The 14296-nt window shown below is 69.6% G+C and carries 12 protein-coding genes (1 of these 12 cut by a window edge); 4 read left to right on the top strand and 8 right to left on the bottom strand.

Going from position 1 to position 14296, the window contains the following annotated elements:
- The 3 genes from DMA15_RS27625 to thyX all read right to left on the bottom strand — a co-directional run.
- A protein-coding gene (locus tag DMA15_RS27625; protein WP_125515452.1) for a ribonuclease J crosses the window boundary here: on the bottom strand, positions 1-625 show its 5' portion. Its footprint begins 1061 nt before the window's first position; 625 of the gene's 1686 nt are visible here — the first part of the coding sequence; its start codon is at positions 623-625; its stop codon lies off the left edge, out of view.
- Between the two features lie 147 nt (positions 626-772).
- Positions 773-1672 (bottom strand): 4-hydroxy-tetrahydrodipicolinate synthase, encoded by a 900-nt coding sequence (dapA, locus tag DMA15_RS27620; protein WP_125515451.1) that lies wholly within the window; start codon positions 1670-1672, stop codon positions 773-775.
- A 190-nt stretch (positions 1673-1862) separates the two neighbouring features.
- Positions 1863-2603, bottom strand: a complete 741-nt coding sequence (gene thyX / locus DMA15_RS27615; protein WP_125515450.1) for an FAD-dependent thymidylate synthase — start codon at positions 2601-2603, stop codon at positions 1863-1865.
- Positions 2604-2792: 189 nt separating this feature from the next.
- On the opposite strand from thyX, the gene DMA15_RS27610 reads away from it, so the two are divergent.
- Together DMA15_RS27610 and DMA15_RS27605 are read left to right on the top strand one after the other, a co-directional pair.
- Positions 2793-3032: a hypothetical protein gene (locus DMA15_RS27610; RefSeq protein WP_125515449.1), complete on the top strand. Its 240-nt coding sequence runs from the start codon at positions 2793-2795 to the stop codon at positions 3030-3032.
- A 122-nt stretch (positions 3033-3154) separates the two neighbouring features.
- Positions 3155-3733: a PH domain-containing protein gene (locus DMA15_RS27605; RefSeq protein ID WP_125515448.1), complete on the top strand. Its 579-nt coding sequence runs from the start codon at positions 3155-3157 to the stop codon at positions 3731-3733.
- Positions 3734-3768: 35 nt separating this feature from the next.
- Here DMA15_RS27605 and DMA15_RS27600 read toward each other — a convergent pair whose 3' ends face one another.
- The 5 genes from DMA15_RS27600 to rpsO form a co-directional block, all read right to left on the bottom strand.
- Complete coding sequence (locus tag DMA15_RS27600) at positions 3769-4221, bottom strand: tetratricopeptide repeat protein (RefSeq protein WP_125515447.1); 453 nt, start codon at positions 4219-4221, stop codon at positions 3769-3771.
- Between the two features lie 17 nt (positions 4222-4238).
- Positions 4239-4991 carry a 4-hydroxy-tetrahydrodipicolinate reductase gene (dapB, locus tag DMA15_RS27595; protein ID WP_125515446.1) on the bottom strand — a complete coding sequence of 251 codons (753 nt, stop codon included), beginning with the start codon at positions 4989-4991 and terminating at the stop codon, positions 4239-4241.
- Between the two features lie 54 nt (positions 4992-5045).
- A complete protein-coding gene (locus DMA15_RS27590; RefSeq protein WP_125515445.1) occupies positions 5046-6425 on the bottom strand; it encodes a pitrilysin family protein in 1380 nt (459 codons plus the stop codon).
- Positions 6422-8650: a polyribonucleotide nucleotidyltransferase gene (locus tag DMA15_RS27585; RefSeq protein ID WP_125515444.1), complete on the bottom strand. Its 2229-nt coding sequence runs from the start codon at positions 8648-8650 to the stop codon at positions 6422-6424. Before DMA15_RS27585 ends, DMA15_RS27590 begins: the two co-directional genes overlap by 4 nt.
- A gap of 430 nt (positions 8651-9080) precedes the next feature.
- Positions 9081-9368 (bottom strand): 30S ribosomal protein S15, encoded by a 288-nt coding sequence (gene rpsO / locus DMA15_RS27580; protein WP_125515443.1) that lies wholly within the window; start codon positions 9366-9368, stop codon positions 9081-9083.
- Positions 9369-9994: 626 nt separating this feature from the next.
- Here rpsO and DMA15_RS27575 point away from each other — a divergent pair.
- Entirely contained in the window at positions 9995-10297 is a 303-nt protein-coding gene (locus DMA15_RS27575; protein ID WP_125515442.1) for a DUF397 domain-containing protein, read from the top strand.
- Positions 10298-10766: 469 nt separating this feature from the next.
- Positions 10767-14054, top strand: coding sequence for an SCO5717 family growth-regulating ATPase (locus tag DMA15_RS27570; RefSeq protein ID WP_125515441.1), 3288 nt, complete (start codon positions 10767-10769; stop codon positions 14052-14054).
- Positions 14055-14296: the final 242 nt, after the last annotated feature.

Genomic DNA, 14296 nt, shown 5'->3' with positions numbered 1-14296 from the left:
CGTTGGTCGAGTCGGAGAGGAGGAGGTCGATGCCCTCTTCGCTCAGCCGTGCGAACGCGTGCAGGTCGGTCAGGCGGCCGTCCATCGGCAGCTGGTCCATCTTGAAGTCGCCGGTGGCGACGACCAGGCCCGCGGGGGTGCGGATGGCGACGGCCAGGGCGTCCGGGATGGAGTGGTTGACCGCGATGAACTCGCAGTCGAACGGACCCAGGTGCTCGCGGTCGCCCTCGACGACCTCGAGCGTGTACGGACGGATGCGGTGCTCCTGGAGCTTCGCCTCGATGAGCGCGAGGGTCAGCTTGGAGCCGATCAGCGGGATGTCCGGCTTCTCGCGCAGGAGATAGGGGACGCCGCCGATGTGGTCCTCGTGACCGTGCGTGAGGACGATGCCCTCGATGTCGTCGAGGCGGTCCCTGATGGACGTGAAGTCCGGCAGGATCAGGTCGATTCCGGGCTGCTCCTCCTCGGGGAAGAGCACTCCGCAGTCGACGATCAGCAGACGACCGTTGTACTCGAAGACGGTCATGTTGCGGCCGATCTCACCGAGGCCACCCAGCGGGGTGACCCGCAGGCCGCCCTTCGGGAGCTTCGGGGGGGCGCCGAGTTCAGGATGCGGATGACTCAAAAGACTCTCCTCACCACGCGCGCCACGTACCTCCGAGGCACGTGGCGCGTATGACGTTCGTGCGTTAGCAGTTGTTGTGTGGGGTGCGGGCGGCTCGTGTTTCTCGCGCGCCCGCGGGTTGTGCTTATTCAGTTGTGAAGTCTGTGGTTACAGCTGTACCCCGCCGGCGGCGAGGTCGATCTTGAGCTGCGCCGTCTCCTCGGGCGTCAGCTCCACCATCGGCAGGCGGAGCGGGCCCGCGGGGCGGCCCTGGAGGGCGAGCGCCGCCTTGGTGGTGATGACGCCCTGCGTGCGGAACATGCCGGTGAAGACCGGGAGCAGCTTCTGGTGGATCTCCGTGGCCTTCTGGACGTCGCCCGTGAGATGCGCTTCGAGCATCGCGCGCAGCTCGGGGGTGACGACGTGGCCGACGACGGAGACGAAACCACATGCGCCGACCGAAAGGAGCGGAAGGTTCAGCATGTCGTCGCCGGAGTACCAGGCCAGGTCCGAGCGGGCGATGGCCCAGCTGGCGCGGCCGAGGTCGCCCTTGGCGTCCTTGTTGGCGACGATCCGGGGGTGCTCGGCGAGGCGGACGATCGTCTCGGTGTTGATCGGCACGCCGCTGCGGCCCGGGATGTCGTAGAGCATGACCGGCAGCGCGGTGCTGTCGGCGATCGCGGTGAAGTGCCGGAACAGGCCCTCTTGCGGGGGCTTGTTGTAGTACGGCGTGACGGTCAGGAGGCCGTGCGCGCCGGCCTGCTCGGCCGCGCGGGCGAGTTCGATGCTGTGGCGGGTGTCGTTCGTGCCGACGCCCGCGACGATGTGGGCGCGGTCTCCGACGGCGTCCACTACGGCTCGTACGAGATCGTTTTTCTCCGCGTCACCCACGGTCGGGGACTCACCGGTGGTGCCGTTGATGACCAGGCCGTCATTGCCTGCGTCCACCAGGTGGGCGGCGAGCTGCTGCGCGCCGTCGAGGTCAAGTGCGCCATCCGCCGTGAACGGCGTGACCATGGCGGTGAGGACCCTCCCGAAGGGGGTCTGCGGAGTGGAGGTCGGAGCCATGGGTAACACGCTACTCGCTGCTCAGCGCGGGGTCCCCCCTCGGGGGATGTGAGCGGACCTGACAAGTATGGAGCCCGGCACTGCCTGCTCGGGGGTTCAAGCAGTGCCGGGTCCGTTTGATCAGGCTAGATGAACTTCACGAAGTGCCGCAATACGGACACTTCGCTCCGCCCGTCCGTACATCAGTGCCTTACGGCGCCACGCGTCCGTTCTTGTTGAAGGCCGCGTGGGTGAGCGGCATCAATTCCGCCCAGTACTGCTCCATCTTCTCGCCGACCATCTCGATCTCCCGCTGCGGGAAGGACGGGACCTTGGCCAGCTCGTGCTGCGTGCGCAGGCCGAGGAAGTGCATGAGCGAACGGGCGTTGCACGTCGCGTACATCGACGAGAAGAGGCCGACGGGGAGCACGGCGCGGGCGACCTCGCGGGCGACGCCGGCGGCGAGCATCTCCTGATACGCCTCGTACGCCTGGCGGTAGGAGTCCTCCATGACGCGGCCCGTCAGCTCCTGCTGGGCCTGGGTGCCCTCCACGAAGACGTACTTGCCGGGGCGGCCTTCCTGGACCAGCTTGCGGGACTCGTCGGGGACGTAGAAGACGGGCTCCAGCTCCCTGTACCGGCCCGATTCCTCGTTGTACGACCAGCCGACGCGGTGGCGCATGAACTCACGGAAGACGAAGATGGGGGCGCTGATGAAGAACGTCATCGAGTTGTGCTCGAAGGGGCTGCCGTGGCGGTCCCGCATCAGGTAGTTGATCAGGCCCTTGGAGCGCTCCGGGTCCTTCTGCAGCTCGTCCAGCGACTGCTCGCCCGCCGTGGAGACACGGGCGGCCCACAGGACGTCGGAGTCGGTGGCGGCGTGCTTCACCAGCTCGACGGTGACCTCGCTGCGGAAGCTGGGCTTGAGGTCTTCGGTGGGGGTGTCGCTCACTGGCGGGGTCCTTCCATGTGCATCACTCGGGCGGCGCCCACTCTATGGCCAGGCACTGACAATCAGCCGTTCGGTGACCCGCCACGACATTCTTCAACCAATTTGCCGAAACAGGGCACCTTCTGGGCGATTCGAGCGTCTGTCTAGACGAGAGAGGAAGTTCGATACCCGTGAGGAGAAGCGCGCCCCATGTTCCGTCGGCGAGAGCCCGTCCCGTTCGCCTTCATCGCCGAAGCCGACAAGTTCCGCAGCAACGTCACTCCCCCACCGCGTGAGCGCGCATCGGCCAGTCAGATCATGGGCCGCACGCTCATCGGGCTGACCGTCGTGGCCGGTCTCGTGGGATCCCTGCTCTTCGGGATGCCCGCGATGTCGGCCGATCAGTCACCCGCGCACACCCAGCAGTCCGAGGCCTCCGACCGGCGCTGACCTGCACACGGTCCGGGCCCGTGGTCGCTGACCCGTCCGGACCCCCAAGGGTGGTGGCAGGGGACACGGCTCGATAACCTCACCGGGCACAGCCCGTGCGTGGATCGAGTGAGGATCAGCCCGTGCCCCTGCCTTTCCTGACCGCGGACCGCGCTTTCGACGACGCGGCGGATGACGCGGCGCTGCCCTTCGACGACCGCGATCAGTGGCGTCGTCCTTACCGCCCCGGCCCTTGGCGCGTGGGCACCGCCGCGCTGTCGCTGCTGCTCGCCTCGTACATCCTCTTCGCCGCGGTGATCATCGCGCTCGCGGACTCCCTCGCGGGCGCCGCCATCTGCGCGGGGCTCGCCGCGCTCCTCGTCGTCGGCTCCCTGCGGCTGCTGCGCGTGGGCACCTGGGTGAGCGCGCGCGGGGTGCGCAAGGTCGGCTTCCTGAGGACGCGGACCGTGCCGTGGACGCAGATCGCGGCCGTGCGCACCGCGCAGCAGCCCGTGCGGTGGCTGGGGCTGCCCCGCACGGTGCAGGGGCAGGCCCTCATCCTCGTACGCCGTGATCGGGCGGACGACGGGCAGCAGTTGTTGCTGACCGACCGGAACGCCGACTTCCTGGCGCGGCACGAGGCGTTCAACCGGGCGGCGGACTCCATCGAGGTGTGGGCCGACGAGTACCGGACCACGGCCGAGTACGAGCCCACCGCCTGATCATCTGATCGGTTGATCGCACGTCCGCTGCCCGGTCAGGCGTTCACCGGCTTGCCCGCGTGCAGGGCGATCGCCCGTTGCATCGCCTTTCGCGCGCGGGGGGTGTCCCGCGCGTCGTGGTAGGCGACGGCGAGGCGGAACCAGCAGCGCCAGTCGTCCGGTGCGTCCTCGGTCTCCGCCTTGCGGCGGGCGAAGACCTCGTCGGCCGAGTCGCGGTCGATGCGACCGCTGGGGGTGCGCCTCAACTCGTCGACGGGGAGGCCGCCTTCGGCCTCCAGTTCGGTGGCGAGGCGGTTGGCGCGCTGGACGAACTGGGTGTTCTTCCAGAGGAACCAGATGCCGATGAACGGCAGGATCAGCACCGCGACGCCGAAGGTGACGGTGAGCGCGGTGCCGTGCTGTATCAGGAGGACGCCGCGGCTGCCGACCAGGACGAAGTAGACGACCAGGACGGCAGCCGTGACGGCGTAGGTGATCTTCGCTCGCATGGGGGTCGCTTCCCTCGTCAGCCGAGGTCCAGGAAGTGTTCGAGGCCGAAGGTCAGACCCGGAGTGCTCACCACGCGGCGCGCGCCGAGCAGGATGCCCGGCATGAAGCTGCTGTGGTGCAGCGAGTCGTGCCGCACGGTCAGGGTCTCGCCCTCGCCGCCCAGCAGGACCTCCTGGTGGGCGAGGAGGCCGCGCAGGCGCACGGAGTGCACCCGTACGCCGTCGACGTCCGCGCCGCGGGCGCCGTCCAGGGCGGTCGACGTGGCGTCGGGCTGCGGGGCGCTGCCCGCTTCCCTGCGGGCCTCGGCGATGAGCTGGGCGGTGCGCGTGGCGGTGCCGCTGGGGGCGTCGGCCTTGTTCGGGTGGTGCAGCTCGACGACCTCGACGGACTCGAAGTAGGGCGCCGCGAGCTGCGCGAACCTCATCGTCAGGACCGCGCCGATGGAGAAGTTCGGGGCGATGAGCACGCCCGTGCCCGGGGACGCCTCCAGCGACGTGCGCAGCCGCGCGAGGCGTTCGTCGGTCCAGCCCGTGGTGCCGACCACGGCGTGGATGCCGTGGCCCACGCAGTAGTCGAGGTTGGCCATCACGGAGTCGGGGTGGGTCAGTTCGACCGCGACCTGGGCGCCGGACTCCGTGAGGGTCTCCAGCTTGTCGCCCCGGCCGAGCGCCGCGACCAGTTCCATGTCGTCGGCGGCCTCGACGGCCTTCACGGCCTCGGAGCCGATGCGGCCCCTGGCTCCGATGACCGCCACGCGCAGCTTGCTCATGTCCTTCATTCCTTAGGTCGATCCCTCACGGGAGTACGAGACCGCTTCGCGGGACTACGCGACCGCTTCCTCGAGGCGGGCCGCCTGCTTGTCCTTGAGCGGACCGATGGCCGCCAGCGACGGCCGGTGGCCGAGGACGTCCCGGGCCACCTCGCGCACCTCGTCGGGGGTGACCGCCGAGATCTTGGCCAGCATCTCGTCGACCGACATGTGCTCGCCCCAGCACAGCTCGCTCTTGCCGATGCGGTTCATCAGGGCGCCGGTGTCCTCGAGGCCGAGGACGGTGGAGCCCGCGAGCTGGCCGATGGCGCGGCCGATCTCGTCGTCCGACAGACCGTGCTCGGCGACCTGGTCCAGCTCGTCGCGGCAGATCTTCAGCACGTCGTGCACCTGGCTCGGGCGGCAGCCCGCGTACACGCCGAAGAGGCCGGTGTCGGCGAAGCCCGAGGTGTACGAGTACACGCTGTAGGCCAGGCCCCGCTTCTCCCGGACCTCCTGGAAGAGGCGGGAGGACATGCCGCCGCCGAGCGCGGTGTTCAGGACGCCGAGCGCCCAGCGGCGCTCGTCGGTGCGGGCCAGGCCCGGCATGCCGAGGATGACGTGGGCCTGCTCGGTCTTGCGGTTGATCAGCTCGACGCGGCCCGCGGTGCGCAGGGCGCGGGAGCCCTGGCGCGGGGGCATCGGGGTGGCGTCGGCGCGTCCGAGGGCGCCGGCCTTCTCGAAGGCGGCGCGGACCTGGCGTACGACCTTGTTGTGGTCCACGTTGCCCGCGGCGGCGACCACCAGGTGGGTGGGGTCGTAGTGCTTCTTGTAGAAGCGGCGGATGCGGTCGGCGTTGAGGGCGTTGATCGTCTCCTCGGTGCCGAGGACGGGGCGGCCGAGGGGGGTGTCGCCGAGCATCGTGTGCGCGAACAGGTCGTGCACGCAGTCGCCCGGGTCGTCCTCGGTCATCGCGATCTCTTCGAGGATGACTCCGCGCTCGGCGTCGACGTCCTCCTGGAGGATCAGGGAGCCCGTCAGCATGTCGCAGACGACGTCGATGGCGAGCGGCAGGTCCGTGTCGAGCACGCGTGCGTAGTAGCACGTGTACTCCTTCGCCGTGAAGGCGTTCATCTCGCCGCCGACCGCGTCGAGCGCGGAGGAGATGTCCAGGGCGCTGCGCTTCTTGGTGCCCTTGAAGAGGAGGTGCTCCAGGTAGTGCGTGGCGCCGTTCAGCGACGGGGTCTCGTCGCGTGAGCCGACGTTCGCCCAGATGCCGAAGGTCGCCGAACGGACGGAGGGCAGGGTCTCCGTGACGACGCGCAGGCCTCCGGGGAGGGTCGTCCTGCGGACCGTGCCGATGCCGTGCTCGCCCTTGATGAGGGTTTGGGTACGGGCGACGGCCCGCGCCTCCGAGGAGGTGCGGGCCGTCGTCGTGGTGCTACGCGACGTCACTTGTCGGTGTCGTCCTTCTGGTCGGCGGCCTGCTCGTCGCCCTCTTCGCCGTCGATGACGGGGATGAGGGAGAGCTTGCCGCGGGAGTCGATCTCGGCGATCTCGACCTGGACCTTCTGGCCCACGCCGACGACGTCCTCGACGTTCTCCACGCGCTTGCCGCCGGCGAGCTTGCGGATCTGCGAGATGTGCAGCAGACCGTCCTTGCCCGGCATGAGCGAGACGAACGCGCCGAAGGTCGTCGTCTTCACGACGGTGCCCAGGTAGCGCTCGCCGACCTCCGGCATGGTCGGGTTGGCGATGCCGTTGATCGTGGCGCGGGCGGCCTCGGCCTGCGAGCCCTGCGCGGCACCGATGTAGATCGTGCCGTCGTCCTCGATCGTGATGTCGGCGCCGGTGTCCTCCTGGATCTGGTTGATCATCTTGCCCTTGGGGCCGATGACCTCACCGATCTTGTCCACGGGGATCTTGACCGTGATGATCCGCGGGGCGTTCGGGGACATCTCGTCCGGGACGTCGATGGCCTCGTTCATGACGTCCAGGATGTGCAGACGCGCGTCACGGGCCTGCTTCAGCGCGGCGGCCAGGACCGAGGCGGGGATGCCGTCGAGCTTGGTGTCGAGCTGGAGCGCGGTCACGAACTGCTTCGTACCGGCGACCTTGAAGTCCATGTCACCGAAGGCGTCCTCCGCACCGAGGATGTCGGTGAGGGTGACGTAGTGCGTCTCGCCGTCGATCTCCTGGGAGATCAGACCCATGGCGATACCGGCGACGGCGGCCTTCAGCGGCACACCGGCGTTCAGCAGCGACATGGTGGAGGCGCAGACGGAGCCCATGGACGTCGAGCCGTTCGAGCTCAGCGCCTCGGACACCTGACGGATCGCGTAGGGGAACTCCTCGCGCGTCGGCAGCACCGGCACGATCGCGCGCTCGGCGAGCGCGCCGTGGCCGATCTCGCGGCGCTTGGGGGAGCCGACGCGGCCGGTCTCGCCGGTGGAGTACGGCGGGAAGTTGTAGTTGTGCATGTAGCGCTTGCGCGTCACCGGGGACAGCGTGTCGAGCTGCTGCTCCATCCGGAGCATGTTCAGCGTCGTGACACCCAGGATCTGGGTCTCGCCACGCTCGAACAGGGCGGAGCCGTGCACGCGCGGGATGGCCTCGACCTCGGCGGCGAGCGTACGGATGTCGGTCACACCGCGACCGTCGATCCGCTTCTTCTCCTTGATGACGCGCTCACGGACCAGGGTCTTGGTCAGCGAGCGGTACGCGGCGGAGATCTCCTTCTCGCGGCCCTCGAACTTCGGGAGCAGCTTCTCGCCGGCCAGCGCCTTGACGCGGTCCAGCTCGCTCTCGCGCTCCTGCTTGCCGGCGATGGTGAGCGCCTGGGCCAGCTCGGTCTTGACCGCGGCGGTCAGGGCCTCCAGCACGTCGTCCTCGTAGTCGAGGAAGATCGGGAACTCGCCGACGGGCTTGGCGGCCTTGGCGGCGAGGTCCGACTGGGCCTTGCAGAGGGCCTTGATGAAGGGCTTGGCGGCCTCGAGGCCGGCGGCCACGATCTCCTCGGTCGGCGCCTCGGCGCCGCCCTTGACGAGCTCGATGGTCTCCTCGGTGGCCTCGGCCTCGACCATCATGATCGCGACGTCGCCGTCGTCGAGGACGCGACCGGCGACGACCATGTCGAAGACGGCGTCCTCAAGCTCGGTGTGGGTCGGGAAGGCGACCCACTGGCCCTTGATGAGCGCCACGCGCGTGCCGCCGATCGGGCCCGAGAAGGGCAGGCCGGCCAGCTGCGTGGAGCAGGAGGCGGCGTTGATCGCGACCACGTCGTACAGGTGGTCGGGGTTGAGAGCCATGATCGTCTCGACGACCTGGATCTCGTTGCGCAGGCCCTTCTTGAAGGAAGGACGCAGCGGGCGGTCGATCAGGCGGCAGGTGAGGATCGCGTCCTCGGAGGGCCGGCCCTCGCGGCGGAAGAAGGAGCCGGGGATCTTGCCGGCGGCGTACTGCCGCTCCTCGACGTCCACCGTCAGGGGGAAGAAGTCGAGCTGGTCCTTGGGCTTCTTGGACGCGGTGGTGGCCGAGAGGACCATCGTGTCGTCGTCCAGGTAGGCCACGGCGGAGCCGGCGGCCTGACGGGCCAGACGGCCCGTCTCGAAGCGGATGGTGCGGGTGCCGAACGTGCCGTTGTCGATGACGGCCTCGGCGTAGTGGGTCTCGTTCTCCACTGTTCTCCTACGTGTCTACGTTTCGTCTTCTCGCCCCTGGGCCCGTGTAGCCCGGGGACGGCGTCCCATGGGAGTCCTGCGTGGACCGGGACTGTGTGGAGAAGCGCGCCGTGTGTGCGGGCCGGTCTTCGATCGAAGCACCCGGGGAATCTCCCGGGGGCCACTACCGAGGACCGGCGGCGGCGGGGTGCGCCTCTCCCTCGTGGGTGGTGCCGGTACGTACGTCCTACGTGCGTACCTATGCGGTTGTTACTTGTGAGGTCGCTACCTGTGAGGTTGCTACCTATGAGGTTGTTGCTGCTACTCGCGTACCCAGTGAGTCGTGCTGGGTATCACCAGACTACAAAGCGTCGGTGACACCGCGCACGTACAGCAAAGGGAGCGGCCCCCTTCGAGTGCTTCGAGTGGGAACCGCTCCCTTCACGGCGTCTTACTTGGCGCCCGCCGCACCGCGGCGGATGCCCAGGCGGTCAACCAGGGCACGGAAGCGCTGGATGTCCTTCTTGGCCAGGTACTGCAGCAGGCGGCGACGCTGGCCGACCAGGATCAGCAGACCACGACGGGAGTGGTGGTCGTGCTTGTGGGTCTTGAGGTGCTCGGTCAGGTCCGAGATCCGGCGCGAAAGCATGGCGACCTGGACCTCGGGGGAGCCGGTGTCGCCCTCCTTCTGGCCGAACTCGGTGATGATCTGCTTCTTCGTAGCAGTGTCGAGCGACACGCGTACTCCTCGTGAGTCTTCGAGTGCCTCCGAGTGCCCCTGGTCTACATCTCAGGGGAGCTTCCGTGACTCGGGAGGCGGTGATGGGCCGCCGGGCGCGGGTCTGGCCTCTGGGACCAGGGCGCGCGCAGAAAGGCGGTCGTCAAACAGGGTACCAGTCGACTGGAGGGCGCTTGCCTGCGGGCTGCCGGGCAGGCGAGGGGGCCTTCTGCTCGCCTGGCTCTGTCCCCGGCGTACACGTGGGGGACCGCGAGGGTCGGCGGTGCCAGTCAATAGTACGGGGGGCCTCGCGTACGGGGCCTCGGTGATCTTCAGGGAGCGGCCCAGGGGGCGTCACTCCCGCGCGCGGGAGTCCGAGCAGGGGCTGCGGCTGCGGCTGTGGCTTCCGTGTCGACGTCGACCGCTGTCTTGGGGCCGCGAGGGAGTGTCCGGCACCAGCTGCTGTGACGCCCCTCCGATCATTGACGGATGGCCCAACCCCCTTGCCATGCAAGGGGGTTGCATGCCGCTAGTCCTTGACACCCCCGAAGTTCTCACGGACCTCCCCAACCGCTGAACAGCGACGGAGTGCCCCAAGTAGGGTGGATCCACAGCTGTTTCGCACGTTGTGAAGGGACCCCTCCGCCATGACCGACGCACCCGACACCGAGGCGCAGGACAAGGCCCGTAAGGAACGCGAGAAGGAGGAGCTCTACGCCCTCGACATCTCCGGCGTCGAGTGGCACAGCGCCCCTGGCACCGAAGAGCACGAGGAGCGGGTCGAGATCGCATACCTGCCCGAGGGCGCGGTGGCGATGCGGTCGTCGCTGGAGCCGGAGACGGTGCTGCGGTACACGGAGGCGGAGTGGCGGGCTTTTGTGCTGGGGGCACGGGACGGGGAGTTCGACCTGGAGCCTTCCGCGCGCAATGGCGGGGTGCCGACGGAGTAGCGCCTCCGCGGATGGTGCGGGTGGGTACCTCCCGCGCGCGCCTGCCTCTATGTCCTCTGCGTCGACCATGTCCTCGGCGCGTCGACGCTGCTTGTTGCGTACGTGATGACGCGGGCCACGGACACCGAGACCGGATTGTTGGGTGGGGCTCGGCGGATGGGCTGAGGGCGCGGGGAGGGCCAGCCGGGGGACGGTTCAGGGGGGTCCGGGCGGTGGTGAGGGGTTTGTCCGGCGCCTTTTGATGTACGCGGATCGCCGTGCTGTGAAGCGTGACGTCATGGACGGCATTGGTGGGGTGGGCTGCCCTGACGTGCCGGTGGTTTTGGTGATTAGTCTGGGGCAGGGCGTTGCGCCGGAAACCCGCGACGGGTCGCGTGCGTCCTCAACGGGGAGAGCCAGGCGGATCGGACGACAGGAACGGTCGCCCCCCACCACGGCACGAGGGTGCTCGACCACACCAGGAGGCATTGTGAACAGCGATCGGGACGAGATCCGCGGGGGCTGGGACTCACCCGTCGATGATCAGTCCGACGCGGAGTCCGCCGCCGAGACGACGGGCGAGTTCACCATCGACTACGCGCCGCCCGCCTGGTACACGCAGAACGCTTCGGGGAGTGCGGGGGAGACTCCTTCGGCGGTGCCCGTTTCCAGTCCCCCTGCTTCTGGTCCGCCTGTTTCTGGTCCGCCTGTTTCGTCTCCTTCGGGGGTGGCTGACTCGGCTTCGTCGGGGGTGGCTGAGGCTGCTTCCTCGGAGGCGGCTGAGGGTGGTTCGGGGGCTTCGGATTCTTCTGAGGCTCCGGAGGCTCCTGCTCCCAGTTCGCCGGCTCCCGCTCCTGTCACTCCTTCCTTTGCCGCGCCGCCCCTGGCTCCGCCCACCGGGCCGGTTCCGCCCGCTCCTGTCGCGCCGCCGTCGGAGGCGCCCTCGAATGTCGTTCCCAGTGTGGTGCCGAAGCTTCCTGTGGGGAGTGGGTTCGAGCCGGTCGCTCGGGACGATGAGCAGGGCGCGGCCGAGGTGCCGCCCGCCGCGTCTTCCGGTGGCGGGGCCACCGACTGGAGCACCGCCCTTGCCGGGCCTGCCGCTTCTGTTCATGTGACTGGGGTTGTGCCTAAGAGTGAGGTTGAGGCGTCGGTTGACGCTGAGGCCGATGCTGAGGCCGAGGGCAAGGAGGAGGCGGAGGTAGAGGTTGCGGCTGCGGCCGCGGAGGTTGTAGCTGCGGATTCGGCTTCGGTTACGGCTGCCGTCGGTGGCACCGCGCGTGAAGCCGGTGAGGCTCCCTCGGGCGATCTCGGGGGCGGTGATCTCGAGAGTGGCGCCACCATGAGGTTCTCCGCGCGTGCTCTCCAGCGCGAGATCGAGGAGCGTGCTGCCGCCTCCGAGGCAGCGGCCGAGTCCCCGTCCGTGTCTTCCGCCGAGGACGAGGGTTCTGACCTGTCCGGTGAGGAGGGCTCCTCGCCTGACGATGAGGTGGACGGCGCCTCGTCCGGCGCAGGTGTCGTAGGTGAGGAGGACGCGGGCGCCGGTGCGGGTGTCCGTGAGGCCGAGCCTGAGGATGTTGTGCCCTCCGTGGCCGCTGATGACGGTGGCGGTGGTGAGGGCGGTGACGTGCAGGATGCCGTGCCGGCTTCCTGGGCTTCCCCGCAGTCCGCGCCTGCGCCTGCGCCTGCGCCGCAGAGTGGGCTTCCGCCCTTGCCGCCCACCTATCAGCCCGCCGCTCCCGCCTCGGCGCCGCAGTGGCCCGCGCCTACGCAGGCTCCGGCGCCCGTGCAGCAGCCGGTTCAGGCCGCGCCCGAAGCCGCGCCCGCTCCTGCCCCTGCTCCTACTCCTGCTCCCGCTCCGGCTGCCGTCCCCGAGCCCGTTCAGGCGCAGACTCCGCCGCCTGTGGCTGCCGCTCCCCTGCCGCAGCAGCCGCAGCCGCCCCAGCCTCAGGCGCCGGTTGCGCCGCAGGCTCCGCAGCAGCCCGCCCCCGGGGCATGGGTGCCTTCGCCCCACGCTCCCGTCGCCGATGTGCCGGGGCCGGCTCCGCAGGGCGGTTATGGGTTCCCGCAGTCGGTGCCGGGTGCGCCTCTGCCGCCTGCGCAGAACTCCGCTCCGGCCGCGGCGCCGGCGCCGGCGCCTGCTCCCGCGCCCGCCGCTCCGGTGCCGCAGGCCGGTTACGGGTTCCCGCAGCCGCCCGCTCCCCACGGGCAGCAGCCGATTCCGGTTGCGCAGAACCCCGTTCCGGCGCCCGCGCCGCAAGCCGGTTACGGGTTCCCCCAGCCGCCCGCTCAGCAGCCTCAGGGCCAGCAGGTTCAGGCCCAGGCTCAGCCTCAGCCGCCCGTTCAGCATCAGCAGCCGCAGGCCCCGCAGCCCGGGCAGGCCCCCGTCGACCCCCGTACCGGTGCCGCCTGGCCGCAGGCCGTTCAGCACGACCAGCGTGAGCGCACCAACCCGGGTGCTCCGCTCGGCTACACCGCCGCCGTCGAGCTGTCCTCCGACCGCCTGCTGCGCAACACCAAGCCGAAGGCGAAGAGCAGCCGGGCCGGGGGCGGCTCGCGGTTCAAGCTCGGCGGGAAGAAGGAAGAGGCCGAGCGGCAGCGGAAGTTGGAGCTGATCCGCACCCCGGTCCTCTCCTGCTACCGCATCGCCGTCATCAGCCTCAAGGGCGGCGTCGGCAAGACGACCACGACCACCGCGCTGGGCTCGACGCTGGCCACCGAGCGGCAGGACAAGATCCTCGCCATCGACGCCAACCCCGACGCCGGTACGCTCGGGCGGCGTGTGCGGCGCGAGACCGGGGCCACCATCCGTGACCTCGTCCAGGCGATCCCGTACCTCAACTCATACATGGACATCCGGCGCTTCACCTCGCAGGCGTCGTCCGGGCTCGAGATCATCGCCAACGACGTCGATCCGGCCGTGTCGACGACGTTCAACGACGAGGACTACCGGCGCGCCATCGACGTACTCGGCAAGCAGTACCCGATCATCCTGACGGACTCCGGTACGGGGCTGCTGTACAGCGCCATGCGGGGCGTGCTCGATCTCGCCGATCAGCTGATCATCATTTCCACGCCGTCGGTGGACGGTGCGAGCAGTGCGTCCACGACGCTGGACTGGCTGTCCGCGCATGGGTACGCCGATCTTGTCTCGCGGTCCATCACCGTCATCTCCGGAGTGCGTGAGACCGGGAAGATGATCAAGGTCGATGACATCGTTTCGCACTTCGAGACGCGGTGCCGGGGGGTTGTCGTCGTCCCCTTCGACGAGCATCTCGCCGCCGGTGCGGAGGTCGATCTCGACATGATGCGGCCGAAGGTGCGGGAGGCGTACTTCAATCTCTCGGCGATGGTGGCCGAGGACTTCGTGCGGGCTCAGCGGCAGCAGGGGCTGTGGACTTCGGATGGGAATCCGCCGCCGCATGTGGCTCCGCCGTTGCCGGGGCAGCAGGTGGCTTCGGCTGGGGGTGGGCAGGCGTACGGTTCTCAGGCGCCGGCGCCTCAGCAGCAGGTGCCTCCCCAGCAGGTGCCCCCGCAGCAGGCGCCTCAGCAGCAGGCGCCTCAGCAGGCGCAGGCTCCCCAGGCTTATCCGCAGCAGGGGTGGCAGCCGCAGGGGCAGCCTTCGCAGCAGGCGCATCCCCAGGCTCCGCAGGCCGCCCCGGGCCAGGCCCCGGCCCCGGCCCCGGATGGGCAGGTGCCGCAGGCTGTGCAGCCCGGGGCCCCGTTCCAGCCGGGGGCGCCTTTCCAGGCGCCGCAGCCGCAGCAGCCGCCCCAGCAGTAAGTTCCGTCGCTCGACCAGCGGGCCCGCGCCGTTCCTCGGCGTGGGCCCGCTCGCGTACCGCCCTCTTCACCGCGCCCGGCACCCAGGGCTGTGCCCACCCGTTCCGCCGTGCAGAACGCCTGCCCACAGCGGGAACGGCAACGGCCAGCCCCGCCACCCAGCGGCACCGCCCCGACCGCAGCGGAAGCGTCCCGCACCGCCATCCCGGGCACCCGCCCCCCGCCCAAACGCCCCCGCCCCCA

It is taken from the genome of Streptomyces sp. WAC 01529, from assembly GCF_003945545.1.
Classification (GTDB): Bacteria; Actinomycetota; Actinomycetes; order Streptomycetales; family Streptomycetaceae; genus Streptomyces; species Streptomyces anatolicus.
The sequence above is the reverse complement of the archived record's forward strand: the minus strand, read 5'-3'. Positions and strand labels throughout refer to the sequence as shown.